This window comes from Streptomyces goshikiensis (assembly GCF_014650555.1).
Classification (GTDB): Bacteria; Actinomycetota; Actinomycetes; order Streptomycetales; family Streptomycetaceae; genus Streptomyces; species Streptomyces goshikiensis.
This window is the reverse complement of record NZ_BMVE01000015.1, coordinates 156,355-183,038: the sequence shown is the minus strand read 5'-3', so window position 1 is coordinate 183,038 and position 26,684 is coordinate 156,355. Positions and strand designations below refer to the sequence as shown.

Genomic DNA, 26,684 nt, shown 5'->3' with positions numbered 1-26,684 from the left:
CAGGCGTCCCCGGGCACGTGGCCAAGGGCCGCGCTTTCACACGCCAAGCGCTCCGGGACTGGGGCTGGGGCGAGACCGAGACCTCCGAGGACACCCTCCTGCTCGTGTCCGAACTGCTGACCAACGCGTCACTGCACGCACACGGCTGCCACGAGCTCGCCCTGACCGCCGACGAGACGGCCCTGCGCATCGAGGTGCATGACGGCACGACAGCCCTTCCCGTCCGTCACCCGGCACCACGGCCCGGCATCCCGGGCGGCCGCGGCCTGTACATAGTGGAGCGCCTCTCCGATCGCTGGGGCACTCACGCGTATGAGTCCGGGAAGGCCGTGTGGGCCGAGGTCGAGGCGTCCCGGCTGGAGTACGGCGTGACAGTGCAACACTGACCGCCCCGGTCTCCAACTGCTCAGGCCGGCCCAGTGCGCGCCGAGGACATCAAGACACGACCTCGGCGACTCCCGGGAGATCGTGGATGTGTCTCTTGGCGGAGGCGGTGCGCCGCGGGTCGAGGTCCAGCTCAGCGACGACCCGCTGAAGGCACCGCCCACCGCCGGCCAGATCGAGGCGGCCAGCGCCCCGCCCAGACGTTCCCGTCGCCGAGCGACTTGCCGTCGAAGTGGGCGGTCATCAGTTCGTTGACGAGCGCGCTGAAGCCGCTGGCAAGGGCGTTGCGCACCGGGGCGGCGGCGGGCGCGCCGGCATTGGTCGGGGCCAGGCACCCGGCCCCGACCAGGACCCAGACGCCGAACGCGGCCGCGCCGGCGAAGAACTTCTCCCAGAAGCCGGCGTCGAGGCCTGTGGCGTCCATCGGGGTGATGATCACGAGGCTGTCGTCGACGGCCTGGATGGTGCCCCGGAAGTCGGCGCTTCCCCGCTTGCAGTGGGTAGATCCCGACGCTGTGCTGCCGGGTGCGCTCGGTGAGCGCGGCGCCCTGGCTCATGCCGGCGGCCTGGTCGGCGTGGATCCGGGCGACCAGCTCCGCAATGAGGGCGCGCACATCCTGGCGTCGCTCGGCGATCCCGAAGTCCACGGCCATGACCAGGTCGTTGTCGTTCGCGGCGAGCGAGCGCAGACCGCCGGCGTCCTTGGCGCAGCCCAGCCGCACCGTCATCGGCGACTCCTGATCGCCCGTGCTGGCGAAGGACGTGGCGTGGGTGCCGCACAAGGGGGTGGCCCAGGCGGTGGAACCCCGCGCCGCGGCGTGCTCGACGAGGGCGCCGAGCAGCAGCGCGCGGGAGACCCGGAGCGCGGACCGGTCGTAATCAGTTCCCCCATATACCTCTGTCCATACCCATGACGATGTGCGCTCCTTCGGGGGCGAGGTGTCCAGACCAGCAGCGTTGGTCATGTCGTACGGGAGGAACGGCGACCACGGGGCGACAGGGCCGTCGCAGGTGGCGGGCGGCGCCAGGCCGTATCTTTCGGATCTTGCCGCCGCCCGCACCGCCCGGCACCGCGCCTGACTGCGTTGCCGGGGGCACGCCAGTGCGTCCAGCGCAGGGCGAGTTCTCCACCGTGCGATGCACGGCACCGGACGGCGCGGGATCGGCCGACAAGATCCGAAAGAGACGATCTAGAGGCGGCAGCTGATCTCCATTCCGTCCTCCACCGGGAAAGTGACGCTCTGGTAGCCGTTCCGGGGGTCGCGGACGTAGTCGAGGTAGGGCGCGAGGCTCTCCAGGTAGACGTCGTCGGCGACGACGAGGGTGCCGGGCGCGAGGCGTGGTTCGAGGAGTCGCAGCACGGGCAGGCACAGGTCCTTCCAGCCGTCAAGGAGGACGAAGTCCGCGGAGCCGGCGACGGCGGCGAGGGTGTCGCGGGCATCTCCTTCGAGGACGGTGACCAGGTCGTCCAGCCCCGTCTCGGCGAACGTCCGGCGGGCGGCCGCGGCCTTTGTGGCGCTCAGTTCCGTACTGATCACCCGCCCCGTCCCGTTGTCGCGCACCGCGGCGGCGAGATAGAGCGTGGAGACGCCGTAGGACGTGCCGAACTCGACGACGGTGGCGGGGCGGGTCGCCCGGATCAGGTTGTAGAGGAGGCGGCCGCCCTGGGCGGAAATCGGCATGTAGACCTCGGCGTTGGCGTCGGCCTGCTCCTGCGGGCCGAGGGGCGCGGAACCCTGGGGCCGCGCCGCTCGGATCCGCCCCCTGATCGCCTCGTCCTGCTCGGCGCGCCCGAACATCCGGTCGAGGGCGGAGGCGACGCGGGGGTCTTCGAGGGTGTTGGTGGCTGTCATAAATCTAGACTAGACGCACCGTTGCGTACCGTCTAGAGGTTTTGGCCTAACCTGGCCCCAGGAGGCAGAGACATGGGACGAGCAAATTCGGCCGCGGCGGCGGCCGGGCCGGAGCCGGCGGAACGCCACCACGGCAACAGGCATGGCCGCAGCGAACAGGCCCGGCAGGCGGTGCTGGAGGCGGCCGACGACCTCTTGGTCGAGAAGGGCTTCACCGGCGTCACCATCGAGGGCATCGCCGCCCGGGCGGGCGTCGCCAAGCAGACCGTCTACCGCTGGTGGAAGACCAAGACCGATGTCCTCCTGGACGCCTTCCTCCAGGACGCGGCCAAAGCCCTGAACCCGCCGGACCACGGCGACCTGGGCCCGGACCTGCGCGCCCACCTGCGTCAATTGGCCCTGTTCCTCACCCGGTCCGACGCGGGCGCCGTCTTCAAAGCCCTCATTGGGTACGCCCAGCACGACCCCGCGTTCGCCGCCGCCCTGCGGGCCGGGTACCTCGACGAACAGCGCCGACGCGACCTGCTCCCGCTGGAACGCGCGGTGGAACGCGGCCAACTCCCCGCCGGCCTCGACATGGCGGCGGAGATCGACCAACTCGTCGGACCGGTCTACCACCGCGTCCTGATGACGGCGGAACCCGTCGACCAGGCTTTCACCGACCGCCTCGTCGAGGTGTTCCTGCACCGCGCGGACGTAGCGGACGCAGGGGAGATGGGGAGCAGATGACTCTGAAGGCAGGCAGTGAACGGTGCAGGCAGCGGACACCCGGCTGACCGATTCGGCCGAGGTGTCGGGGGCGTCGTCGGGCTCCCGTCTCTGGTGGCAGGCGCCGGCGGGTCCGTCGAGTAGGTGGTCGGCCACCAGGCCGAGAGCGACGGCATGCGCGAAGGCGAGCGGCTGCAGGAAGCGCCTTTCCGATCATCGGATCGTTGCTCAGACCGCCATTCGGGAGGCGTGAGCTTGTCGTCCACCTCGCGCGGCAGCAGCGGCTTGACGCCCGCCTTCTGCCGGGCCGGCGCCGGGAGGGCGTTCCTCGAACAGCGCCTTCGCCGCCCGCGCGAGCGTGCGCGACGCCTTCCCCAACTGCGGCAGCGTGGACAGCCGCTCCTTATCTGCCTTCCGCTTCGCCACATTCCGCAGCCGGATGGCCATCAGGATCTGGAACAGGTCCAAGGCCCCATCGATCGCCTTCGCCTCCAAGTGCCGAATCACTGCGGCGAGCATCGCCGTACGCTTCGTCTCCGCAGCCCGCTCCAGCAGCGGCGCCTTCAACCCCAGGGAGTACCGGCCAGCGCCGCCAGCCGATTCGGCGGGCCCCGCGACGGCTTCATCCGCCCTAACCGGCAGACGCCGATCTCATCCACCCACTCCAGCGCGCGGGCGAACGCAGTCCCCGTCGGCGGCCGACGCAGCCGCTCCGACTCCGAGAACCGCGAGCCGTCCCGCGTCTTCAGCGTCGCTGCCATGTCACCGGGCAGCGGGGACCACCACCCCTTGCCCAGACATCCCTCACTACAGTTTCAGCTGCGGGTGGCTAGTTCCTGGGCCAGTTCCGCGCAGCGAACCCGGGCCGGGGAGAAGTCGTGGGGCAGCTTGGTGACCGCCTCGAACGCGCTCATGCCGCCGTCCTTGGCATCCGGCTCCAGGGTGTCTTCGGTGCCCTCGGGGTGAGCGATGTCCAGGGCGTCGAGGAGGGCTGCTTCCTCCTCCGCGACCCCTGACTCTTCGATCACCGTCATCAGGATCTCCTCGAAGGCATGGCGTTGGGCGGCCGTCTCGGCAACGCGCGGGTCGTCGACGGCGACGGTGTCGTCGAGCGCTTCCTCGGCGGCGTCCAGGCGGTCGGCCTCGGCCCGAATCTCGGGATGGGTGGCCAGCGCGATGAACCGGGATGCCTGTACGGCCGCGCCGAGAGGGCCGAAGATCCGCTCGGTGACGAGCAGGGCGTCCAGGTCCGCCTGGCGCAGAGAGCCCTCGGGAAGGTTCTTTAGACGGCCGGTGACTGCCTCGGAGAGCAGGCCCATCCGGCTGCCCTCGGCACGCATCCGTTGGACGCGGGCCCGCTGGCGGGCAAGCTTCGCCTCCTGGGCGGCGAGGGTCTCCTCCAGCCGGGCCAGGGCGGCCTCTATGCCGTCCCCTTCGCTCTTGCCGGTTTGGACCACTGCCACGGCGGTGGTGGTGAAGGCGTCACGGATGTCGTCCAGAGCGATTCCAGCATCGGCCATCTTCCGGATCCACAGCAGCCGGACCACGTCCTGGAAGCCGTAGCGGCGGCGGCCGTCGCCGCCCCGTCTGGGCTCGTGGATCAGGCCCATGTCGTGGTAGTGCCGGATCGCCCGCGGTGTCGTACCCACGAGGGCCGCCACGTCACCGATCCTGGCCTGACGCGACACGAAGAAGGACATGGGCATCGAGGAAGGACCTTTCATAAGCGAACGAGAACAGCTCCACCTGACCACATGACGCTACGGAAGGTGCAAACCCGTCCCTGTCTCGCCGATGAGTCCTGTATGCCTGCCTTGGTCACTGGTGGGACAATTCCACGGCCGTGTTTCAAGAAGCGCGGACGGCCAGCCACTTGGTGAGGTCCCCCGCGATGGGGTCGGGGCTGGTCTCGACTGTGAATGGGCGGGTGGGTGGCACTGGGTGGGCGTCAGCCAGGTTGAGGCGGTTATGCCTGGTCTTGCCCTGCATCGGTGCTGATCTTGGCTGTCATGGGGTTGCCCGTTCCTGTGTGCGGCCGGCCAAGGCCGGGCTGTGCCGGTGGGTACGGGTGAGGACGGCCGGTTGGCGCGGGGTGTGGTGGTCCGTCGGTTGTTGGCGGTGGACCAGGGCCCGGGGTCGGTGTCGTCGCTTCATGTGCGCGTGATGGCGGAGGCTGCCGGTTTGACGGAGCGGACGGTATGGAAGCGGATGGCGGAGCCGTGTGAGGGCCGTCTGGAGCCTGTGGTGCGGCCAACGCCTCAGCGCCTGTGGCTCCGTCGAGCAGGGACGTCAGGTGGAGGGCGAGGACCTTGGGGTCGGCCGGGTCAGCCTCCTGCCGTTGACTATTCCCGCGGACCAACCCAAGCCCTAGACTGCGACCGCTTCAGGACTTGGCGATCATCGGGAGGGCGTGCGAGATGAAACGGGCACTGATCAGCACATTCGCGGCCGTGGCGTTAGTCGTGTCCGGGGGGAGTGTCGCCACCGCTTCCGAGAGTGCTCCGCCGCGCACGACGCACGGCCCTTGCCAGTACACGCAGACCCCGGACGAGCCGCCGGCTCGCCCTGTTCCGCTGCCGCCCGACCCGCGGCGCACCCCCAGCCGTGGCACGGTTGACCTGGCTGTTCCGACCAGCCAGGGCTCCCTCCCGCTGCACTTGGACCGGGCCAAGGCACCGTGCACGGTCCAGAGTTTCCTGCACCTGGCACGGCATGGCTTCTACGACCGTACGGTGTGCCACCGTCTGACGGCGTACCCGACGCTGAAGGTCCTGCAGTGCGGCGACCCGACCGGTACCGGTGAGGGCGGGCCCGGGTACAAGTACAAGGACGAGCTGCCGGTGGACCTGCCGCCGGCACCGACCGACCCGACCGGCGCGCGCCGCCTCTACGGGCGCGGCCTGCTGGCGATGGCCAACGCCGGTCCGGACACGAACGGTTCACAGTTCTTCGTCGTTTACGGCGACTCGGCGCTGCGACCGAACTACACGGTGTTCGGCACGGTCGGCGCCGACGGCCTGACGACACTCGACAAAGTCGCCGCCCGAGGCATCGAACCGACCGCGGAGGACCCGGCACCGGTCGACGGCACACCCGTGCTGCGAACCGAGCTGCTCCGCGTCCGGCCATCCTGCCGAGATTGACGCACCGCGGGGTGGCCACGTGCTCGATGAGCGTGCCTGGCGCCCGTGGCCGCCCCAGGCCGGTGAAGCATCTGAGTGCGGAAGCGGAGCGATCCGGGCCTTCGCCGGCTGTCGCGTCGGCGCGCAGCGCTCTGGTCCGGCGGAGATCTCCACCCTCGAATGGTGAGTGCCCCTGAGGACATGCCCGGGGCCCGAGCAGCCGTCCCCCGGTTCTCGGGCCCGCGCAGACCTGTTCGGGCAGCCCCCGGATCTTGCCCCACGGGCTTCGCCCCGGGTACCGGAACCGGTCCTCCGTGTGATCGCGTGCGGGCCCATGGCCGCCGCCTACCGTGCAGTGGCCGCCTGCCCGGCTGGCAGGCCGGGAAGGAGGAGGGACGTCCGGTGCTCCTGGCACCCGCCAATGACTCCCCCGTGCCGTACGGCCTGCCGCATCCGCCATTCCGGGGTGGTTCGGACTGGCGGATTCGGCCCATCAGTCGAGTACAACGTGCGACCGCCATCCCGAAGCCCGGGAAGCAGTCGCACGTGTCCGCGGCGCGGCGCTGACCCTGTGGTCATTGCCGCTGCGCGGAGGCCGGCACTGTGGAACTGGTCGAGCAAGGTGTTCAAGGAGTCGCCTTGACGAACCCCGTTCGACTCCGGACCGAAAACGTCAAAGGCCGAGAGCGTGACACGCGGTGTACGCGTCAGGCCCTCGGCTTTGCTGCCGTGTTCGCCACGTTATGGTCCGGGCCCGGGATGACTGATCTTGATCGGGGACCGAGACCCACCCGCGCTCGGCCGGTTTCGGGGCGCGCGGCGCTTCCACGGGGACGTCGAGGCGGGGCGTGGCGGAGGGGGTACCCGCGCCGCCCGCATCAGTGCCGGTTGGGCGCAGTGGAGGGCGGCGCGCCGAAGCAGCCGCTGTGCCCCTGTCCCTTCGCGTGAGCAGGGACGGACCGAGGCTCGATCAGCGGTCTGTCCGGGTGGCTGCGATGCCCCGGACGGAGGGATTCCGCCTCCGTCGTGTGGTGGCCCCAGAGGCTGTGGGCATCGTGACATGCGTCCGGACCGAGTCCGGTGACGCATCCCGCCGTCGCAGCCTCCAGGCCGGCGGAAAGACGCCATCCGTGTTCCTGCGGGAGACGGAAGAAGCTAGGAGACTCCATGGTGAACTACCGCCGACCCGTCCTGCGACGGGTGCTGACGAGTGCGGCTATCGGCCTCGTCCTGGCCGTCACGGGTCCCGCCGGGCTCGCGCAGGCCAGCGGGGGTGCGGCTTCGGCCTCCACCGGTACCGCCGCCTCCAAGGCGCGCGCGGTATGCCCGCCCACGACACTGTGGGCGAACACCGGTGGAACTGCCCGGAACCTCATCCAGTACGACACCACGGGCAGCACGCTCAGCACCGCTCCGCTCGTCCGCGACTACGGTGACATCGCGTTCAGCCCGAACGGATCGACCCTGTACGGAGTCGACTTCCCCGGAGCCGCGGGCTCGACCACGCTTTACACGATCAACCCGGTCACCGGTGCGGAGACGGCGAGCACGCCGATCACCGGGCCCCTCGCCGCGGTCACCCCGACGCCCGCCGTCAACGGCCTGACCGCCCGCGCGGACGGAACGCTGATCGCCGGCTCGTTCAGTACGAGCCAGATCTTCCTGATCGACCCCGCCACCGGCGGCTCCACGCTGTTCCCCGTCTCCTTCCCGGCCGGCATCGTCTCGGCGGGCGACTTCATCACCCTGGACGACGGCGACATCCTGGCCTTCGGCGCCCCGGACACGACGAGCCCGTCCCCGGTCTTCCGGATCCGTCCCGACAACACCATCATCCAGATCGGTACGGTCCCCCAGACCTTCGGCGCTGCCAAGTCCGCCGGACAGGTCTACGCGTTCACCTCCAACGGCGACATCAACCAACTGAACAGTCTTCCCACCACCGCCTCCACGGCCGCGCTGCCGGTCACGACCGTCGAGGCGACCGGCCTCGGCTTCTACGGGGCCACCTCCACCCAGGACGCCGGCACCTGCGTCACGCCCGCCTACACGATCGCCAAGACGGCGACGCCGGCACGGAAGGCCAACGAGGGCGACACCATCACCTACCGGGTCACCGTCCGCAACACCGGCGCCACCGCCGCGACCGGCGACTTCACCGACGACCTCAGCGACGTCCTCGACGACGCCACCCTCGTCCCCGGCTCGGTCACCTCCACCACCGGCACCGCGAGCGTCACCGGGGACACCCTCACCTGGACAGGCACCCTCGCACCCGGCGCCACCGCGACCGTGACCTACCAGGTCACGGTCAACACGCCCGACACTGGCGACCGCACCCTGACCAACACCGCCGTGCCCACCGCCCCGGGCGGAACCTGCGCCACTTCCCGCGCCTGCACCGTCACCATCAGGGTCGAAAAGACCAAGGACTGCGACAAGCCCGGCCACGGCAAGCCCGGGCACCACCCCGGTGACAAGCCCGGTCACGGCCACGATCACGATCACGGCGACGCTGGTTACAACCACGACAGCGAGGAAGGCGTGGGGAAGTAGCAGGCTCCCCTCCCCGTCCTGACCGCCGCACGCCGCGGCCAGGGGCGACACACCATGCTCCCCACCACCGCGGCAACCTGAGGGCAGCCGGCGTGTGACAGGACAAACACGAGGAAGTCAGGGCCGTCTCCGCCACCCCCGTGGGCGAGACGGCCCTGACGTCCTCCAGGCAACGGCGGCGGTTCGCCGCGAAGCCGGACAGCTGGAACACAGCCTTCAAGGTCCCCTGTGGGCTCCTCGCAAGCGCACGCCCCCACAGCCCGCGGCAGCGGCACGGACTCTTCCCGCTGCTCGGCGCCGCGGCGGTCCCACTGGGCCCCGTGTTTCCCGGTGCTTCATCGCGGTCGGGGTGTCGGTCCGGCGGCGAGCGCCGCCGAGGCCATGGCCGGGGCGTCGTCGGGTGTCGCGGCGGTGCCCGGCGAGCGGCTCAGGAGGGCGAAGGTGGAGTCCAGGCAGGCTGCGGCGCGGGCCGGGTCGGGGTCGACCTTGCGCATGATCTGCAGGCCCTGGACCAGGTTGAGCAGCAGTCGCGCGCCCTCCCGCGGGGTGATGGCGGGGGCGAGCTCCCCGTCCCGCGAGGCTCGCTCCAGCTGCGCCGTGAACGCCTCCTCGGCGTACTGGAGGTTTCGTCGGGCCAGCTTCGCGACCTCCTCGTCGTGCGGCAGCAGCTCGGCGATGCTGTTGACGCTGAAGCATCCGGCGGTTCCGGAGGCCGCGTCGGCTGCGAGCAGCCGGCCCAGGACGTCCCGCAGCTGGGCGAGCGCCGGCCCTTCGTCGTCGAGCGCGGTGCCGAGCAGCCTGGTCTGGTGGTCCAGGTAGCGGCCGAGGGCCCGGATGAACAGCTGGTGCTTGTCCCCGAACGCCGCGTAGATCGAGCCGCGGCCCAGCCCCAGCTCCCCGACGAGGTCGCTCATTGCGGTCGCCTCGTAGCCCTTGCGCCAGAACAGGATCATCGCCCGGTCCAGGATCGCTTCTTCGTCGAACGTGCGTGGTCTTGCCATGCGTCCCACGGTAGCGAAGGTCGGCGGCCGGGGCAGCATGTATTTGACCGTTCGTTCCAGAATGGTTTAAGTTATGGAACGAGCGGTCCGGAATTCCTGATGCGGAAGCCGGGCCCACCCGTGAGACAGACCCGTCAGGAGCGAGCGTCGTGAAGGTCGAGATCTATTCGGACCTGGTGTGTCCTTGGTGCTACATCGGCAAGCGCCGCTTCGAGGAGGCCCTGGCCGCCTTCCCGGACGCGGCCGACGTCGACGTCGTCTACCGGCCGTTCCAGCTCAACCCCGCGGCCTCCGAGACGGCGGAGCCCTCCGCACACGTCCACGAGCGCAAGTTCGGTCGCCCCGCCGCGACCATCTTCGGCCCGCTGACCAGGGCCGCGGCCGCTGAGGGCATCACGTTCCGGATGGACGACGCCCTGGCCACCAACACCTTCCAGGCGCACCGGCTGCTCTGGTTCGCCCGGCGGCACGGACGCCAGGCCGAGGTGAAGGAGCGCCTGCTGGCGCACTACTTCACCGACGGCGGAGACCTCGGCGACCGCGAGGCGCTCGCGGGGCTCGCCGAGGCGGCCGGCCTCGACCGCGCCGCGACGCTGGCCTTCCTCGCCTCGTCCGACGGGGCTGACGAAGTCCGCGCCGAACTCGCCGAAGCCGCCGCGCTCGGCGTCACCGCGGTCCCCACCTTCATCATCGACGGCGCGCTGCGTCTCCAGGGAGCCCAGAGCCCCGAGGTCCTCCTCGAAGCCCTGGAGCGGGCCGCGGCCGACCGCAGCCCCGCCGGCGCAGCCGGCACCGCCTGATCCCACCGCACCCGGGCGCGGCAGCGCGCCGGCACGCGTGCGTCGCACACCCCCCTTCCCCTCCCCCACCCCTCGCACTCGGCCCGGCCGCTCGGCGGGCCGGCACAGACTTGATCAAGGAGTTCAACCATGAAGGCAGCAGTCATCAACCAGTACGGCCAGGTCCGCGACGTCGTGCGGGTCACCGACGTGCCCGTTCCCGCCGTCGGCCCCCGCGACGTGCTCATCGAGGTCCGCGCGGCCGGGGTCAACCCGGTGGACCACCTGATCGTCAAGGGCTTCCTGAGCACGGGCGAACCGTCCCGGCCCCTGGTCATCGGCAACGAACTCGCCGGTGTGGTGACCCAGGTCGGCGCCGAGGCCAGCCGGTTCGCCGTGGGCGACGAGGTCTTCTCCCGCGTCGACCCCCGCGTGGGCGGCGCCTTCGCCGAGTACGTCGCCGTGGACGAGTCGCTCGTCGCCGCGAAGCCGTCCCGCCTGACCTTCGAGGAAGCTGCCTCGCTGCCCCTGGTCGCGCTCACCGCTCTGCAGGCCCTGACCGAGCAGGCCGACGTACGGTCCGGCACCCGCGTGCTCATCCACGGCGGGGCCGGCGGGGTGGGCTCCGCCGCCGTCCAGATCGCCAAGCAGCTCGGCGCCGAGGTCGTGGCCACCGCCGGCTCGGGCAGTGTGGAACTGGTGCGCGAGCTCGGTGCCGATCGAGTGATCGACTACCGGACGGAGAAGTTCGAAGAGGTCGTCTCCGACGTCGACGTCGTCCTGGACACCATCGGCGGCGAGACCCAGGAGCGCTCGTTCGGCGTACTCAAGAGCGGTGGCACGCTGGTCTCGATCGTCGCTATCCCGGACGCCGAGGCCAAGAAGGCCCGGTGGAACGTCGAGGCCCGCAGCTTCTTCATGCGCCCGCAGGGAGAGCAGCTGGCCCACCTCGCCGGCCTGGTGGAGTCGGGGCAGCTCCGGCCCATCGTCGAGACGGTCTTCCCGCTCGACGAGGCCTCCGAGGCCCTGCAGAAGGTGGAGCGCGGCGGCGCCCGCGGCAAGACCGTCATCAGCGTCCGCCGCTGACCGCGCCCCCGCCCGCCGAGGCCGCCGACCACCCCACGGTCGGCGGCCTCCGTGTCGTGCCGGCCCCTGCGACGGCCGGACCCGCACGGCCGCATCGGCGCACCGCTGCACCTTCCCGGCCCACTGCCGAAGGCCACCCCGCACATATTTTCCCGCCGGAGGGCGGGTGCGAGGGCGGGCTCCAGGCCCTGTGGGCGGCCGTGCCGGTGGTCAGCGGCTCTCCCACGTCTCCCACCCGCACCGTCTGACCCGGTCATTGATCGGCTTGGGCCCGAAAAGAGGGGGTAAGAGTCCGGCGATCAACCACGGCGTACCAGGAGAGTGACCCACGATGACGGATGACGCGTACTTGTTCCTCGTGATGACCGAGGCCGGCTGGCAGGGGACCCCGCTGGCCCTCGTCGGAGAGCTGGAGTGCCTGGACACCCCCGCCGTACAGGCCTGGTTCACGGCCCACGGCGTGAACCCCGCGTCCCCGGCCGTCCGCGTGGCTCCTCCGGAGCAGACCGGAATGATTCCCAAGGAGGCCGAGCGGCTCCCGGTCCCTCTGAGCGAGGAGGAACTGGAAAGGATCCGCCGCGCCACGGCCACGGACAGCGTAGCGAGCGTCGAGGAGGATCTGCTCGCGTTCCGCGACAGCGAGGACAACCGTGACGACCTGCTGCGTCGAGCACTCGCCGCCGGTGTACCGGCACACCGGATCGTCGCGCTCTCCGGGGTCGACCCCACCACGTTGTCGTCGGCCTCCCAGGACTGAGCGCGACGGCTGCTCCGTTCGCCGGTGGTACGCAGACGCCCCGCGCCGCGCCGGACGGGTGACGCGGGCAAGACCTAGTTGAACGGTTCCAGCGTCATGTACGCCTCTTGCGGGTTGCCGTCGTGCACCAACGACTCGTGGGCACCGACGTCGTCGAAGGCGAAGCCGTACGCCTTACCGTCGGCCATCTGTTCGTGGATGATCCGCGAGTAGTGATTCGTGACGGAGTCACGGTAGAAGTTGGCGCCGTTCGCATCGGGCTGGTTCGGGTTGGTCAGGAGGGTCGATCTGTTGAAGCCGGCGCACAGGGTGCGGGAAATCGGGCCCCGGACCGCGTCGTTGGGTGCGTCCAGGAGCTTGTAGCAGCCGAAGACGCTGTCGGAATCCGGCTTCTGGAAGCTGGTGACCACCGCTCCCGAGCCGTTGGTGAAGTTCATGACGCTGCCCGAGACCCGGCCGTAGTACTTGGTGTTGGGCTGGTTCGCGAACGGTGTCACGGTGAGCGTGGAGGAGCTGTACTTGCTCCAGACCCGTTGGATGTAGTCGTTCATGACGCCGGACGGGATTCCGCCCGCTTCGATGCCGTGACCGGGCGAGAGCGCTCGCAGCGGCGTGCCGTCGGAGCGGTTCTGGATCAACCCGCCCCAGCCGGCCGAGCGCAGCCGGCTGAAGACGGCGCCGTAACCGCCGGGCCGCAGCCGACCGGTGTTCCTGACCGTGCCGTCCGCCGCCTTCACACCCACCGCATAGGGAGCCGAGAACATGTCGACCTGGGTGCTGTTGATCCACAGACCGGCGTCGTTGAGCGTGTACTCGGACCAGTTGAACAGGATGTTCCGGTTGGGGTCGGAGGGGTTCTGCACGGCGGGCTGCACCAAGCCGCCCGGGGTGAGCTTGAAGGTGATCTTCTGACCGATGGAGAAGTAGACGCGTCCGGAGAACTTGGGCATCCGGATCGTCTTGGTCTGCCCGGTGGCCGGACCCGCGATCGACGCGTCGGGGGCGGGAACGGGAGGATTGCCTCCCACCGGCCAGGGGTGGAAGCCGCCGTTGGCGTCGGCCCAGCCCTGCTGGCCCGTGGCGAGCAGGGTGCCCAAGTTGTAGACGTAGACCGGCTCGGCGCGTCCCGAGCTGTTCTTGATCGTGAGCGGGATGGTCGCCGGTACGGCCTCGGCGGATGGTGTCGGACCGAGGGCGATCAGGCAGGCGGCGACAGCCGACGCCGAGAGTCCGAACGCAAGCGCATTCGATAATCGAGACACACTCTTCCTCCTTGTGGGGGCCGGGCGGTGGGGGTGCGGCGGCGTTCCCACGCCCGGGGGCGAAGAAGGGGCGGACGCCCCGGGTTGCATGCATGCATGGGCGAATGAGAGCGCTCTCAGCGTTGCGCCGCGTTCAGTTCCTGTCAATGAATCTGACGCGGCCAAGGGCAGGGGGAAGGACTCGGAACGCTCGCGGAGGCGTTCGGGCACGAGGCGCGCAACTGCAGCGCACGGAGGCTGGATCGGCACGAGCGGCGCACCACCGTCCGCGAACCCCTGCGGCCTTCCGTCGCCCGGCTCGCGGAACGTGGACGCCCTGGCATACGTCCGTCGGGGGCTCCCCTTGGCGTCGCGCGCGGCGTCCCCGGCTTCTGCGCGCCGAGGCCGCGGTCGACGGCTCGCCGGGGCTCTGGCGCATGCCCGGTCGGGTCGAGGACGTGAACCGTCGGAAGTATGCTCGAAAGGCGACGGGAAAAGAGCGTCCAGGCGGAAGGGCGATCATCATGGGCCGACGCGTTGCCAAAGCCCTGGCCGTGGTCGCCGTAGTGGCAGCGACGGCACTGCCCACGACGCCGGCGGGCGCGGCAACGGTCTCCGCCCGCGTCCCGGCCACGGCTCATCACGCGGTCGGCCTGAGTTCCGTGACCGACGCGAACTTCCAACGGGCCGTTCTGAAGAGCAAGAAGCCGGTAGTGGTGCTCTTCACCGCGGACTGGTGTGGACCGTGCCGGCAGGTGGCGCCCCGTCTCGAAGGCATTGCGCAGCAGCATCCTGAGCTGCTCGGCGCGAAGCTCAACGTCGACGAGAACCCTGCGACCGCCGCCAAGTACGGCATCCGGTCCCTTCCGACGATGGTGGTCTTCCAGAACGGCAAGGTCGCGAAGACGATCACCGGCGTGAAATCGACGACCGCGCTGGAGAAGGAACTGGTCAAGTTCATGACGCAGGCGTGGTAGCCGGGGCGACCGTGTCCCCCGTGGTGGCCCCGGCCGAAGTCGCCGGGGAGCACTGCGGCGACGGTACGGTCAGGCTCCGGCTGGAGTACGCGTAGCCGGCCGGTCGCCTTCGGGAAGGTGCAGGCCCTCCGTGCGGATGGGGCAGGTCACCGAACGCCGCACGCTCCGAAGGGCGACGGGGGTCAAATCCGCGCGACGGCTGTCGGCTGGTGATGCGAGACTCGGCTCATGAAGCCCAATGACCCCAAAGACGACCTGCACCGTTACCTCAAAGCAGCGCGCGCAGCCGTCGTCTGGAAGCTGGACGGATTGTCCGAGTACGACATCCGCCGCCCCCTGACGCGGACCGGAACCAACCTGCTCGGCCTCGTCAAGCACCTCGCCGGCGTCGAGCTCGGGTACTTCGGACCGACCTTCGGCCGTCCGCACGGCGAATCGCTGCCCTGGGAGGAGGAGGGCGCCGAACCCAACGCGGACATGTGGGCACCCACCGACGAGTCGCGCGAGGACATTCTCAACCTCTATCGCCGCGCCTGGGCGCACACGGACGCGACGATCGAGGCGCTGCCGCTCGACGCGATGGGCCACGTCCCGTGGTGGGGCGACATCGGGGAGGTGACGCTTCAGCGGATCATGCTGCACATGACGGCCGAGACGCACCGGCACGCCGGCCACGCCGACATCGTCCGCGAGCTGATCGACGGCGCGGTCGGCATGCGGGAGGACAACAGCAACATGGAGGGCGGTGACGAGGCTTGGTATGGGGAGTACTGGAGCCGGCTGGAGGCGTCCGCGAAGAAGGCTCAGGCCGGGCAGAGCTGATGAGGTTCGGGGAGGCATTCACCCTGGTGGCTCGTTGATGCCGGCGTCCCCGCTCCCCCGCGCAAGGGCCGTCGGTTCCGGACACATCCCCATGAGCGGGCCGCCGCCGCCGCGTGTCAGCCGAGGGAGGGCGCGAGCACCATCGTGGCGCCCATGCCCGCCCCGCAGACGGCGAGCGCGAGGCCGGCGGTTGCCTCCTCAGCAGCAGGGTCTCCCGGAACGGGCGTAGCGCGCGGGGGTGGTGCCGACAACTCGCTTGAAGTGCCGTGTGAAATGGGGCTGGTCGTGGAATCCCGCCTCGACCGCAACCTCGGCGGCCGGGCGGCCATCGAGGAGCAGCCGGCGGGCCAGGGCGACCCGGCGCGAGATGAGGTACTGGTGCGGGGCGATGCCGAAGGCGGCGCTGAACGTGCGCACCAGATGGGCCGGGTGGGCTTGGAGCAGACCGGCCGCTTCCGACAGGGAGAGGCCTGCGGCCACCCGCTCGTCGAGGAGTTCCCGCAGGCTTCCCGCGGTGCCGTGGGGGACGCTGACACGGTGCGACGCGGTGTGGTCGCCGGGGAGTTCGAGGCGCGGCTGGAGCAGCGCGTGCAGCCGTTCGCCGATCAGTGCGAGCCGGCTCTCCGCCTCGAATTCGTCACCGGGAGAGGTCAGGGCCCTGTGGAGCTGCCCGACGCGCCGCCGTAGGACCGGGTCGGCGAGGTCCGGACCGTCTACGGCGGCGCCGATGAAGCGCTCGTCCAGCAGGGTCGTGTCGAGGTAGACGACGCGCTTGCGGAACCCGTGCGAGGTGGCGGCGGAGCCGTTGTGCGGGACCTGGGGCGGGAGCAGGCTCACGGTGCCGTCCGGCGTGCCGCGCCGGTGGCGGTCCAGGTCGTAGCGGACCGCGCCGTCGTCGACGATCAGCAGGGTCCACTCGTCGTGGACGTGCATGGGGTACGCGTGAGCGGTGAAGCGGGCGTGGAAGACCTCGACGACCCCCGCGACCCGCGGGCGCCAGGCCGAGACTTCTTGCTGGAGGTGCACGCAAAGAACGTACAAGACCGCGCGTGGGCGTGCCCGGCAGTCTCGGTCCATGAGCGACGAGACGAAGAACGAGAACGACGAGCAGGTCGAAGCGGGTGGCGCGGACGTGCCCGTGCGCTTCGACACCAAGATCGCGGTGCTGCTGCGCGACGACCTGGAGACGTGGCAGCGGCTGAATGTCACCGCGTTCCTCGTCAGCGGGCTCGGAACGGTCCTCCCCGAGCTGGTCGGCGAGCCGTACGAGGACGCGGACGGCACGCCCTACCTGCCGATGTTCCGCCAGCCCGTCCTGGTGTTCGAGGGCGGGAAAGAAGCGGTGACGGCGGCGCACGAGCGGGCGTCGCGCCGCGGACTGCCGACCGCGGTGTTCACGTCGGACCTGTTCGACACCGGCCACGACCGGGCGAACCGGGCAGCGGTGGCGGCGGTGGGCAAGGACCAGCTCGACCTGGTTGGGATCGCCGTTCACGGACCTCGCAACTCCGTGGACAAGGTCCTCAAGGGCGCCCGCATGCACAGGTGAGCCGCGCACCGCTCCACGACGTCGGAGTCGCATCACTCCTGGTGCGCGACGAACCGTACTCGACCACGTGCACGGGCCGTCCCACCGTACGGGTCGCGGGTCTACCCGGGGCCGCCGACCGCTGCAAGAGATTCCGGCCCAGGGGGAGCATGGTCCGCGCTGCCCGTGTGCCGGTGCTACTCGCCGGGTGCTTCCGCGACCAGTGCGGCGTCGATCGCGGCGAGCGCCCGGGCCTGGAGATCACCGGCCAGGAGGTCGGTGACGGCCGTGCGGACGTGGTCGGCGGTGATGGTGGTGGCGTCGCTCTTCGCAGCCGCCTCGCCCGCCGTGTCGGCGACCTGGTTGACGGCCTCAAGGACGAAAGCCGACAGGGCAACGACCAAGGGCGCGGTGAGCGCCACGTTGCCGTGGGCGCGGGCGGTGCGCTTCACCAGCGACCTGAACGGGTTGACCTTCACATGGCCGTCCAGGCGTGCGGCCCGGGCCGCACGCCGTGCCTCCTTGGCCGTACCGCCCGAACTTCCGTCCGCCGCCCTGGCCGTGGTCTTCGTGAAGAAGGGGGAAGAACGGAACTCGGCGGACTGGACGGCCCGGCCGATGTGCCACGGCAGGATCCGCGCCGCGCCACCGCGCCGCGCTTCCTCCGCCGCGCGGCTGACCAGGGCCACCAACAGCGTCTGTGCCGCCTCGGCGATCGCGATGCACGCAGCCTTGTCCGCCCTGCGCCGTGTGCGCTCTTGCACCACCTGCTTGACCTGGGACACCGCGGGCCGGACCCGTGCTTGCGAGGTTGATGCGAGCGCACTGTTTGCCACCGGAATTCCTCATCCCCTCAGCGGCGCCCCGGTACAACCACGACACCAAGACCAACAGCAGGGAGAGGACCTACCCCACCCACGACCGGTCCATGCCCCACCACCCCACCCCCGCAGGAGAAGCGGAGCACAGGTTCAGGCGCCGACAGCGCCCAGGGCAGCAGCGGCCCCGAGGAACCCATGGGCCGGGGACGCCTCTTCGCCCCCTGGGCCGAAGCGTGGTGGGAGGGCCGCCGGGAGCCCGCCGGGGGTGCGCGGGGTGTCGACGACGCGCCGGCGCGTACCGTGCCGTCCGGCCCGGCGGTGATCAGGCCGCCGGGCCGGACGGCACTCGTACATACGCGCTGCCGGTCAGGTCGCCCCGCCGGTCCGCGGACCGTTCTCGTGGCCGCGGCCGCGCCGGCCCTCGGAGGTGGTGGTGACGGTGTCGGCCGGGCCGAGGCTGTCAGCGGCGGGCGCGTTGGCCTTCACCCGGTGGGCGAGTCAGCCGCGGCGGCCTTCGCGGGCGAGGGCGGTCACGAAGCGGGTCGCGTCGAGGGTGCCGACGCCGGTGGCCATGTCGTAGCCGTTCACCGCGGTGTAGCCGGTGACCCCCTGGTAGCTGTTGTTCGTGCCGTCCTTGACGTCGACGATGCCGGTGGAGCGGTCGTACGCGGAACGCCCGTACAGGCGGTACAGCGCCTCGTGGATGTCGCCCAGGCGCTTGCCCGCGGCCTGGTCGGCCAGCGCCACGATGCCGGAGAACAGCGGGCTGGACTCGCTGGTGCCGCCCGAGACCTCCCAGCCCGTGGCCGCCGGGTCGTAGCTGGAGTACAGCCACGCGCCGCCGTCGACCGCCGCGGCCATCGAGATGTCCGGGGTGCCTCGCCGCCCGCCGACGACGTTCTTGACGCCGTCCTGGAAGGCCGGGCGGGCGAAGACGTGGGACTGGCCCCCGCCGCCCGCGCCGTTGTCGTTGTAGACGCTCTCGGGGGCGGTCCGCCTGCCCGCTTCGTCCAGGTGGAGCTGGGTGCCGCCGACGGAGGTCACCAGCGGATCGGAGGAGGGCCAGGAGTTGACGCGCTCGTGGTAGTAGCCCGTGCCGTCGGCCGTGTTGTCGGTGGCGCCGCCGTCGCCGGACGAGGCGAGCACGGTGACGTGGTTGCGGGCGGCGGCCTCGAAGGCGTAGCGCAGTTTCCGGATGCTGGAGAAGTCGCCCTTGTCGAAGCCGGGGAAGGTGTTCTCGGTCGCGCCGAAGCTCTGCGTGATCACATCGCCGATGCCCCGGTCGATCAGGGCCTTCTCTGCGTCCATCATCTCCGGCAGCCCGGTGGTGCCTTCGGTCTCCGCGACCCCGGTCTCCACGAGGACGATCTTCGCGTCCGGTGCCACCGCGTGTGCCATCTCCACGTCAAGGGTGGTCTCGCCGGCCCAGCCCAGCATGTCGTCGTTCTTCGGGTCCCACTTCGGGACGTTCCCCCACTTGACCACCTGCACCTTGGTGCTGGGTATCCCGAACTGCCTGCTGTAGACGTCCAGGTCGTGCTGGACGGTCGGCGAGCCGAAGGAGTCCACGATGACGATCGTGCGGCCCTTGCCGGTGATGCCCGCCTTGTACAGCGGGTTGAGGTCGTACGCCTGGCGGTACTGCAGCGGGGTGTAGCACGCGATCTTCCACTTGGTCCGGCATTCCTCGGTGGAGAGCGGGCTTCCCACGGCGCGGATCAGCTGGTGCCCGGCGATGGCCGGACGGGCCGCGGTGCGCGGGAGCGCGGAGGTGTGCGCGGAGGCGCTCACGGTCGCGGTCACCGGCGCGGCCGCCACCGCGGTGAGCGCGAGGCCTGCGGCGGCGGCCGAAGTGGCCGCGGCGCGCGGCCACGTACGACGAACTGAATGCATTGCGGACTCCCTTGGGGGGTGGCGCCGCTCGAAGCGGCTTCCGTGATCTCACCCGCCAAGGCATGTGCAGGACAAGGCTGTTTGACGCTTGATGCCGAACGCTTTACCTGAATGCGCAAGACGCCCGGAAGCATCGCGTCCGGAGCAAGTTACATCCTAAATCAGCTGTGTTGGGTGCATGTGAACCGATCGGCTCCACCCCGGACGTCCGCTGACCGGACGCCATGCGGTGAAAACCGGACACCTTTTGGCCAATTGTTGGCGTGTCCATGGCGATCATGGAGATCGCTGGCAACCTCTCCCCCATCCCCACTGGCACCACCCGCACCACACGCTCCACCCGGCCGCCCCCATCACGGCTGCCGGTTCCATCCCCCACACCCAGATGGAGTCCGCGTGAAGTCCACGCACCGGCGGAACGCCACCGCCACGAGCGCCCTGCTGACCGCAGCCGCCCTGCTCACCGTAGGAGTCCAGGCCGGCAGCGCCAGCGCGCAGCCCGAGGAGTCGAACACGACCGCCTCCCAGGGCCGGTCCGTCCCCAACCCGGGCGCGCTGCCCGCCCAGCTCTCCCCCTCCCAGCGCGCCGAGCTCATAGCCAAGGCGCAGGGCACCACGGCCGCCACGGCCCAGGAGCTCGGCCTCAGCCCCCAGGAGAAGCTCCTCGTCCACGACGTGGTCAAGGACCAGGACGGTACCACCCACACCCGGTACGAGCGTACGTACGAGGGACTCCCCGTCCTCGGCGGCGACCTGGTCGTCAACCGCACGGCCGCCGACCGGACGCAGAGCGTCGCCAAGGCATCCGCCGCCGAGCTGCAGGGCGTCTCCGTCTCCGCCCCGGCCGACGCTCCGGCGGCCGCCTCCGCGAAGGCCCTCGACGCCGCGAAGGCGATCGGCTCCAAGGCCGACAAGGCCGAGGCCGCGCCCCGCAAGATCGTGTGGATGGCGAAGGGCGTGCCGACCCTGGCCTACGAGACCGTCATCGGCGGTCTCCAGGACGACGGCACCCCCAACCAGCTCCACGTGATCACCGACGCCAAGACGGGCGCCAAGCTCCACCAGTGGCAGGGCATCGAGACCGGTGTCGGCAACACCCACTACAGCGGCCAGGTCACCCTCGGCACGTCGACGTCCGGTTCGAACTTCACGCTAAACGACGCGGGCCGCGGCGGGCACAAGACGTACAACCTGAACCGCGGTACGTCCGGCACGGGTTCGCTCTTCAGCCAGTCCAACGACACCTGGGGCAACGGCGCCAACTCCAACGCCGCCACCGCGGGCGCCGACGCCGCCTACGGCGCCGGGGTCACCTGGGACTTCTACAAGAACGTCCTCGGCCGCTCCGGGATCCGCGGCGACGGCGTCGCCGCCTACTCCCGGGTCCACTACGGCAACGCGTACGTCAACGCGTTCTGGGACGACGGCTGCTTCTGCATGACCTACGGCGACGGAACGGGCAACAACGACCCGCTGACCTCGCTGGACGTCGCCGGTCACGAGATGACCCACGGCGTCACCGCCGCCACCGCCGGGCTTGAGTACAGCGACGAGTCGGGCGGCCTGAACGAGGCGACCTCGGACATCATGGGCACGTCCGTCGAGTTCTACGCGAACAACCCCAGCGCGCGCGGCAACTACCTCATCGGCGAGCAGATCGACATCAACGGCGACGGCACCCCGCTGCGCTACATGGACAAGCCGAGCAAGGACGGCGGCTCCAAGGACGCGTGGTACGCCGGGATCGGCAACCTCGACGTCCACTACTCCTCGGGCCCGGCCAACCACTGGTTCTACCTGGCCTCCGAGGGCTCGGGCGCCAAGACGGTGAACGGGGTCAGCTACGACTCGCCGACCTCCGACGGCCTGCCCGTCACCGGTATCGGCCGGGACAAGGCGCAGCTCATCTGGTACAAGGCGCTCACGACCAAGTTCAACTCCAGCACGGACTACGCGGGTGCGCGTGCCGGCACGATCGCCGCGGCGACCGAGCTGTACGGGGCCGGCAGCGCCGAGGTCAAGACCGTCACCGACGCCTGGGCCGCCGTGAACGTGGGCACCCGCTCGACCGGCACCACCACCCCGGGGAAGGTCTTCGAGAGCACGTCCCGGGTGGCCATCCCGGACTCCCCGGGCCCCGCGGTCACTTCGTCGGTCACCGTCAGCGGTGTCACCGGTAACGCGCCGAGCGCCCTCAAGGTCGGTGTGAAGATCACCCACACCTACATCGGCGACCTCCAGATCGACCTCGTGGCCCCCAACGGGACCTCGTTCCGCCTGCAGAACTCCTCGTCCGACTCCAAGGCGAACCTGGACAAGACGTACACGGTGAACGCCGCGGCCGCCGCGGCCAACGGCACCTGGAAGCTGAAGGTCCAGGACAAGGGAGCCGGCGACGTCGGCACGATCACCGACTTCAAGCTCACGTTCTGACCGGCCGACCGGCCGATCGGCCATGACCTGAAGCGCGGTGCCCGGAGCCTCGAAGGCTCCGGGCACCGCCCGCTCACCGTCAGGGATGCGGCAAGCACACGGGTTCGGGCCGGGCAGAGTCCGTGGATCCGGATGCGGCCGGAGCGCCGAACCAACGGCTCGCGGCCCGCGCGAACTCCTCCCGGTCAGGGTGCTGGTCCCCCGCCCAGGCGACCACCCCGTCGGGCCGCACCAGCACGGCACCCGACCCGAGGTCATCCCTCGCCGCGCCGGCCGCGTAGCGTATCCGGCCCTCCCAGCCCGCCGCCGAAGCGTGCAGGCGTCGGTCGATGCTGAAATCGAGCAGCACCCCCCGTCCGTCCTCCATGAGTTCACCGAGGCGGGCGCCGTCCTCCAGACAGAAGTCGGGGGCGCTGCGGCCCACCAGTGGATGCTCGCTGCCGAGGTCGTACCGGATCCACGATCCCGACAGCTTCCCGACCACGTAGGTCGCTCCGTCACGGGTCCCGATGAGATCGCGGACCACTGCCTGGATCGCCTGGGCGTACGGGTCCGGCCGCATGGTCGCCACCTGGGCGCGCGACCAGTCCAGCACCGCCGCACCGATCGGATGGCGCTCGCCGGCATAGGTGTCGAGGAGCCCGTCCGGCGCGTGCCCGCGCACGGTCGCCGCGAGCTTCCACCCCAGGTTCACCGCGTCGCCGAGGCCGGTGTTCAGCCCCTGGCCCCCCAGGGGGGAGTGGATGTGGGCGGCGTCGCCCGCGAGCAGGACGCGCCCGCGCCGGTAGGCCGTCGTCTGCATCGCCCGATCGGTGAAACTGGAGACGATGTGGACCTCGCGGATGGTCACGTCGGTGCCGGACACGCGGCGCAGCACCGCCTGGAGGTGGTCGCGGGTCGGCGGCCGCGAGCGATCGAACGCGCCGCCGTCGAAGTCCATCATGGCGACGTGCCCGTCGGCGGGCATCCTGATGTACATGCCCGTCGGCGTCAGGTTGAACCCGAGGCTCAGCTTCTCGGGATCCGCGAGGGTGACTCGCATGGTGTAGCCGGTGAACTGCGGCTCAGTGCCTGTGAATTCGAAGCCCGCGAGCCTTCGCACCGTACTGCGGCCGCCGTCGCAGCCGACGAGCCAGCGCGCCTCGTACGCGTCCGCGCCGGCCCGGGCGACGACGCTCTCCCCGTTCTGGGAGACGGCCGAGACCTGGACGCCGCGCCTGACGTCCACGCCGAGCTTGGACGCCTGCTCGGACAGCACCGTCTCGACCGCTTCGAGGTCCGTCATCACGGATTCGAGCGCCGGGCTGGGAAGCCGGAACGGCATGGCGGCTACATCGACCCGGGACCCGTCGAGCATCATGCCGGCGAAGTGGCCGGCGAGCCGGGGACGTGACGGCGCGCCCGCTTCGGGGACAGCGCCGAACACGTCTTGGGCGCCGGACGCCGACAGCAGCGGTTCCAGCATTCCGCGCCGGTAGAACGCCTCGACCGAGGCGGCGGACAGCCCCCGCCTCCCGAGCGGGGCAGCCCGTAACGGGGAGCCGGGCCCCGGCTCCTGTTCGAGCACCAGCACGGAACAGCCCGCGAGGCCGAGCTCGCAGGCGAGGGCCAGACCGACCGGACCGGCTCCCACGATCATTACGTCATGCACGAGAGATCCCCTCCTGGAAGTCCACGCCGGATGGGTACCGGCAGGACCTCTCGAACGGTGTCAACTCCCACCGACATCTCACCGACAGCACCGATGAGCCACCGACGAGGCGCCGACAGATCTACTCCGGCTGGCGGTCGGTCGCGGCGCGGGAACGGGTGCCGCGCTTCACTCCCCCGCCTCGGCGCCGGTCCCGGCTTCGGCTTCGGCTTCGGCCCACTGATCCGTCTGTTCCGTCAACCGCCGCAGCAGCGCCCGCAGGGTCGCGAGATCGGCCTGCGCAATCCCCTCCCCCATCACCCGGTGCGCCGCCTCGGCGCGGGTAGTGATCGCCTCCAGAGCCCGTCGGCCGCTGGGGGTCAGGGCGAGCAGGGAGGAGGTCCGGTGGTCGGGATTGTCCCGGAATTCCGCCAGGCCGTCGCGGACGAGTTCGTTGGCGATGCGCTGCACGCCCTGGCGTGCGACTCCGAGCCGACGCGCGGCCCGCGCCACCGGGAGGGATTCCTCGCTCACCACGCTCATCAGCTGCCAGCGGGCCTGTGTCTGGCCTTCCGCCCCCGCCAGCGCCTCCCCCGCGCGGCGCAGCGCGCCCGCGGCCTCGAAAACGTCGGCCACAAGAAGGGCCAGTTCCTCCGCCATGTGTGACTCCTCCCTCGCATGCATTCGACAACATGTTGTCGCTATGTCACCATCATGTCATATCGAAGCGAACCCCATCGAGAAGCCCCACCGGGGCATCAGGGAGACACCATGACCACCATCGACGCGATCGGTCAGCTGCGGGCCGCCTTGGAGCGCGGCGCCGCCGTCCGCCCCCAGGTCGGCGGCTTCCCCTACCTGGCCGAGAGCCTGCGCCAGGCCGGCGTGACCCGTTGCCGGATGGCCGTCCCGGCCAACGCGTTCCTCTACCTGACCGAGCACGGCGACGTCGTCGTGCAGGGCGAACCGCTGGTCACCGGCTTCGCAACGGCTCCGCCGTTCGACCGGGCGGCCCTGGTCGAGGCCCTGCGCGCGGACCAGGCCGGGCGGACGACGTTCCCCGAGTTCGTCCGCGGCTGCTGGGACGCCGGCATCGCCTGGTACGACGTCGACACCACAGCGCGTACCTGCACCTACTACGGCACCGCCGGCGACTCCTACACCGAGGACTACCCTGCCGTCACCCTGCCCTGAGCACCGGGCCGCCGGGCCGGTGTGGTCAGTGCGGGACGGGCCAGGACCTGAGGAGTCCGCGAGCGGCTCCGCTGTGGCCGAGTGGGTAGACGGCGACGGCGGCCGGGCGGATGTGGAAGGCGCCGAACGGCTCGGCCTCAAGGGACGCGAGGTCGTCGAGGGTGGCGAATCCGAGGGTGACGTAGGCCGTGCACCTTTCCCGGGCCGATCTGGGCGGGGACGTACCCCTCGACCCAATGGCGAGTGCTCTGGCCGATGCCCTCACCCGGGTCGGTGACGTACGCCGCGGCCGTGCCACCGGATTCGGTGAAGGGGGTGACGGCGAGTCCCTGGCCGGGCACCCCGAAGTCGGCGTGCTTGATCGCCGCCGCCCGGTAGGCGAACAGAGGTATGCGCGTGCAAGCGGTACGCCTGCGGCCCGCTCGCCGCGATCATGAACCCTCGTCGGTGACGCATTCCTCCAAGGGTTCTCGCTCCACCACTCCAACGACGTCGCAATCGACACCGTGTCCATCCGCCGCTACAGCCGCTCACGCATGCAGATCAACGCAGATCAGCGGCGTCCGCGACTGCGGCCAGATCGAATGGATGGGCTCACGCTCGATCTAGGGGGAGCCTTCCGGCACCATTGCTGGTGAGGGTGCTGAGGCAGCCAGAAGCTTTTGCCGATCTTGGAGGGCTGAAAGCAGATGACTCAGAATCCCGCCCATGTGGCGCCGCCGAATAGCCCCATGAATGGGCCTGCTCTCTCCCGCCAGGAGTTCGAGGTGCTCTTTGACAGGGTCCGCGCGTGGGGGCGCTGGACCCCGGCTGACCGTGGCGCCTGGGCCAGGGTGACTCCGGATCATGTATTGCGGGCCAAGGCCCTGGTCCGGGTTGGAACTGTCGTTCCGATGGCGCTGCCCTGGAATACCGTGCCCGCCGCGGACAATGGCAAGCCCGCACTGCATTACATGTCCGGCCTGGGAGATGGAGAGGCCGGCGAACCTTCCGCCTACACGGACTTCATCGCCGCTGACTTCCACGGCAAGGCGGTCAGCCATCTGGATGCTCTGTCCCACATCGCGTACCGGGGGAAGCTGTACGGCGGTCGCAGTGCGAGTGAGGTCGTGGACAGCAGGGGCGCCTGGTTCGGGGCGGTCTCGGCTCTCGGTGCCCTCGTCACCAAAGGCGTGCTCCTTGACCTTCCCACCAGTCTGGGGATCGACTGGCTAGAACCCGGGCAGGCTGTGCACGCCGGGGACGTCATCTGTGCCGAGGAGACACTCGGAGTGACGATCGACGAGGGCGATGCGGTATTGCTGCGTACCGGACATGTCCGTCGACGCCGCGAACTCGGCGCGTGGAATCCGGACACTGCGAGCGCGGGCTTCCATGTGAGCGCCGTGCCGTTGCTGGCCGAACGCGGCATCGCCCTGCTCGGCGGCGACGGCGACAGCGATGTGCGGCCCTCGCCGGTCGAAGGTCTGCACTCTCCTGTCCATGCACTGGCCGTCAACGCCATGGGGGTCCCCCTGCTGGACAACCTCGACCTCGAAGCGCTCTCCGCCGCCTGCGCCGAGGAAGGCCGCTACGAGTTCCTTTTGGTCGTGGCACCGCTCAACATTCCCGGCGGTACTGGCTCACCCGTCACGCCTGTCGCCATCCTCTGACAGTGGCCACCGAAGTCACCCGGAGCGAGACTGCGCACCCTTTTTACTTCGATGCGCGCCAGGCGCTCTCGCATCAGATGAGCGGCGGGCATTGAGCATGGTCTAACGAAGGGTGCCATAGCTATTCGCAAGGCGGGGGCGCAAGCCGCACCGAGCCGAGATCCAGCACGGACTCGATGCTGGCTTTCACCTTCCGTGACAGTCTGCGTAATTGCGGCTTACAAGCATTCCCGATCGACGGATCTTC

At 70.3% G+C, this 26,684-nt stretch carries 24 protein-coding genes and 1 pseudogene; 14 read left to right on the top strand and 11 right to left on the bottom strand.

From position 1 onward, the window contains the following. Window positions 1–17: 17 nt before the first annotated feature. Window positions 18–386, top strand: coding sequence for an ATP-binding protein (locus IE248_RS32015; protein ID WP_229895674.1), 369 nt, complete (start codon window positions 18–20; stop codon window positions 384–386). Between the two features lie 131 nt (window positions 387–517). On the opposite strand, the gene IE248_RS32010 is transcribed toward IE248_RS32015, so the two are convergent. Continuing rightward, the gene (locus tag IE248_RS32010) at window positions 518–808 is read right to left on the bottom strand and encodes a hypothetical protein (RefSeq protein WP_190032504.1); all 291 of its coding nucleotides are present in this window, start codon (window positions 806–808) and stop codon (window positions 518–520) included. 7 nt (window positions 809–815) lie between these two features. Here IE248_RS32010 and IE248_RS32005 point away from each other — a divergent pair, with 7 nt between their 5' ends. Further along, on the top strand, window positions 816–1,298 hold the full coding sequence (locus IE248_RS32005) for a hypothetical protein (RefSeq protein ID WP_190032503.1): 483 nt from the start codon (window positions 816–818) through the stop codon (window positions 1,296–1,298). Between the two features lie 276 nt (window positions 1,299–1,574). On the opposite strand, the gene IE248_RS32000 is transcribed toward IE248_RS32005, so the two are convergent. Then, window positions 1,575–2,237 (bottom strand): O-methyltransferase, encoded by a 663-nt coding sequence (locus IE248_RS32000; protein ID WP_190032502.1) that lies wholly within the window; start codon window positions 2,235–2,237, stop codon window positions 1,575–1,577. 72 nt (window positions 2,238–2,309) lie between these two features. On the opposite strand from IE248_RS32000, the gene IE248_RS31995 reads away from it, so the two are divergent. Further along, window positions 2,310–2,966 (top strand): TetR/AcrR family transcriptional regulator, encoded by a 657-nt coding sequence (locus tag IE248_RS31995; protein WP_190032501.1) that lies wholly within the window; start codon window positions 2,310–2,312, stop codon window positions 2,964–2,966. A gap of 212 nt (window positions 2,967–3,178) precedes the next feature. On the opposite strand, the pseudogene IE248_RS38635 reads toward IE248_RS31995, so the two are convergent. Both IE248_RS38635 and IE248_RS31985 read right to left on the bottom strand, forming a co-directional pair. Next, window positions 3,179–3,718, bottom strand: a pseudogene (locus tag IE248_RS38635) (Tn3 family transposase); the annotation flags it as partial. A 42-nt stretch (window positions 3,719–3,760) separates the two neighbouring features. After that, window positions 3,761–4,651 (bottom strand): MerR family transcriptional regulator, encoded by an 891-nt coding sequence (locus IE248_RS31985; RefSeq protein ID WP_190032500.1) that lies wholly within the window; start codon window positions 4,649–4,651, stop codon window positions 3,761–3,763. A 711-nt stretch (window positions 4,652–5,362) separates the two neighbouring features. Here IE248_RS31985 and IE248_RS31980 point away from each other — a divergent pair. Continuing rightward, a complete protein-coding gene (locus IE248_RS31980) occupies window positions 5,363–6,088 on the top strand; it encodes a peptidylprolyl isomerase (protein ID WP_190032499.1) in 726 nt (241 codons plus the stop codon). A gap of 1,146 nt (window positions 6,089–7,234) precedes the next feature. Next, window positions 7,235–8,623: a DUF7927 domain-containing protein gene (locus IE248_RS31975; RefSeq protein ID WP_190032498.1), complete on the top strand. Its 1,389-nt coding sequence runs from the start codon at window positions 7,235–7,237 to the stop codon at window positions 8,621–8,623. A gap of 335 nt (window positions 8,624–8,958) precedes the next feature. Here IE248_RS31975 and IE248_RS31970 read toward each other — a convergent pair whose 3' ends face one another. After that, complete coding sequence (locus IE248_RS31970; RefSeq protein ID WP_190032497.1) at window positions 8,959–9,624, bottom strand: TetR/AcrR family transcriptional regulator; 666 nt, start codon at window positions 9,622–9,624, stop codon at window positions 8,959–8,961. Window positions 9,625–9,773: 149 nt separating this feature from the next. On the opposite strand from IE248_RS31970, the gene IE248_RS31965 reads away from it, so the two are divergent. The 3 genes from IE248_RS31965 to IE248_RS31955 all read left to right on the top strand — a co-directional run bounded on the left by IE248_RS31965 (window position 9,774) and on the right by IE248_RS31955 (window position 12,246). Beyond that, entirely contained in the window at window positions 9,774–10,424 is a 651-nt protein-coding gene (locus IE248_RS31965; protein ID WP_190032496.1) for a DsbA family oxidoreductase, read from the top strand. A 129-nt stretch (window positions 10,425–10,553) separates the two neighbouring features. Then, entirely contained in the window at window positions 10,554–11,489 is a 936-nt protein-coding gene (locus IE248_RS31960) for an NADP-dependent oxidoreductase (protein ID WP_100581492.1), read from the top strand. Window positions 11,490–11,820: 331 nt separating this feature from the next. Beyond that, the gene (locus IE248_RS31955) at window positions 11,821–12,246 is read left to right on the top strand and encodes a DUF6003 family protein (RefSeq protein WP_008734749.1); all 426 of its coding nucleotides are present in this window, start codon (window positions 11,821–11,823) and stop codon (window positions 12,244–12,246) included. A 74-nt stretch (window positions 12,247–12,320) separates the two neighbouring features. Here the strand turns inward: IE248_RS31955 and IE248_RS31950 are convergent, their stop codons facing one another. Beyond that, window positions 12,321–13,508, bottom strand: coding sequence for a glycoside hydrolase family 64 protein (locus IE248_RS31950; protein WP_190032495.1), 1,188 nt, complete (start codon window positions 13,506–13,508; stop codon window positions 12,321–12,323). Between the two features lie 632 nt (window positions 13,509–14,140). Between IE248_RS31950 and trxA the strand changes: the two genes are divergently transcribed. Together trxA and IE248_RS31940 are read left to right on the top strand one after the other, a co-directional pair. Further along, on the top strand, window positions 14,141–14,464 hold the full coding sequence (gene trxA, locus IE248_RS31945) for a thioredoxin (protein WP_190032523.1): 324 nt from the start codon (window positions 14,141–14,143) through the stop codon (window positions 14,462–14,464). Window positions 14,465–14,692: 228 nt separating this feature from the next. Continuing rightward, window positions 14,693–15,286, top strand: a complete 594-nt coding sequence (locus IE248_RS31940) for a DinB family protein (RefSeq protein WP_190032494.1) — start codon at window positions 14,693–14,695, stop codon at window positions 15,284–15,286. Between the two features lie 198 nt (window positions 15,287–15,484). Here the strand turns inward: IE248_RS31940 and IE248_RS31935 are convergent, their stop codons facing one another. Then, on the bottom strand, window positions 15,485–16,363 hold the full coding sequence (locus IE248_RS31935) for a helix-turn-helix transcriptional regulator (protein ID WP_373301678.1): 879 nt from the start codon (window positions 16,361–16,363) through the stop codon (window positions 15,485–15,487). Here IE248_RS31935 and IE248_RS31930 point away from each other — a divergent pair. Further along, window positions 16,362–16,835 carry a DUF2000 domain-containing protein gene (locus IE248_RS31930; protein ID WP_190032492.1) on the top strand — a complete coding sequence of 158 codons (474 nt, stop codon included), beginning with the start codon at window positions 16,362–16,364 and terminating at the stop codon, window positions 16,833–16,835. The genes IE248_RS31935 and IE248_RS31930 overlap by 2 nt on opposite strands. 176 nt (window positions 16,836–17,011) lie before the next feature. On the opposite strand, the gene IE248_RS31925 is transcribed toward IE248_RS31930, so the two are convergent. Both IE248_RS31925 and IE248_RS31920 read right to left on the bottom strand, forming a co-directional pair. After that, window positions 17,012–17,650: a hypothetical protein gene (locus IE248_RS31925; RefSeq protein ID WP_190032491.1), complete on the bottom strand. Its 639-nt coding sequence runs from the start codon at window positions 17,648–17,650 to the stop codon at window positions 17,012–17,014. Window positions 17,651–18,133: 483 nt separating this feature from the next. Then, window positions 18,134–19,528, bottom strand: a complete 1,395-nt coding sequence (locus IE248_RS31920; RefSeq protein WP_190032490.1) for a S53 family peptidase — start codon at window positions 19,526–19,528, stop codon at window positions 18,134–18,136. Between the two features lie 396 nt (window positions 19,529–19,924). On the opposite strand from IE248_RS31920, the gene IE248_RS31915 reads away from it, so the two are divergent. Then, a complete protein-coding gene (locus tag IE248_RS31915) occupies window positions 19,925–21,961 on the top strand; it encodes a M4 family metallopeptidase (RefSeq protein WP_008734766.1) in 2,037 nt (678 codons plus the stop codon). Window positions 21,962–22,040: 79 nt separating this feature from the next. Here the strand turns inward: IE248_RS31915 and IE248_RS31910 are convergent, their stop codons facing one another. Both IE248_RS31910 and IE248_RS31905 read right to left on the bottom strand, forming a co-directional pair. Further along, window positions 22,041–23,612, bottom strand: a complete 1,572-nt coding sequence (locus IE248_RS31910) for an FAD-dependent monooxygenase (protein WP_190032489.1) — start codon at window positions 23,610–23,612, stop codon at window positions 22,041–22,043. Window positions 23,613–23,780: 168 nt separating this feature from the next. Further along, window positions 23,781–24,251 (bottom strand): MarR family winged helix-turn-helix transcriptional regulator, encoded by a 471-nt coding sequence (locus tag IE248_RS31905; protein ID WP_190032488.1) that lies wholly within the window; start codon window positions 24,249–24,251, stop codon window positions 23,781–23,783. Between the two features lie 111 nt (window positions 24,252–24,362). Between IE248_RS31905 and IE248_RS31900 the strand changes: the two genes are divergently transcribed. Beyond that, window positions 24,363–24,785: a DUF1398 family protein gene (locus tag IE248_RS31900; RefSeq protein WP_073795752.1), complete on the top strand. Its 423-nt coding sequence runs from the start codon at window positions 24,363–24,365 to the stop codon at window positions 24,783–24,785. Window positions 24,786–25,474: 689 nt separating this feature from the next. Further along, a complete protein-coding gene (locus IE248_RS31895; protein ID WP_190032487.1) occupies window positions 25,475–26,437 on the top strand; it encodes a cyclase family protein in 963 nt (320 codons plus the stop codon). The last annotated feature ends 247 nt before the right edge of the window (window positions 26,438–26,684 follow it).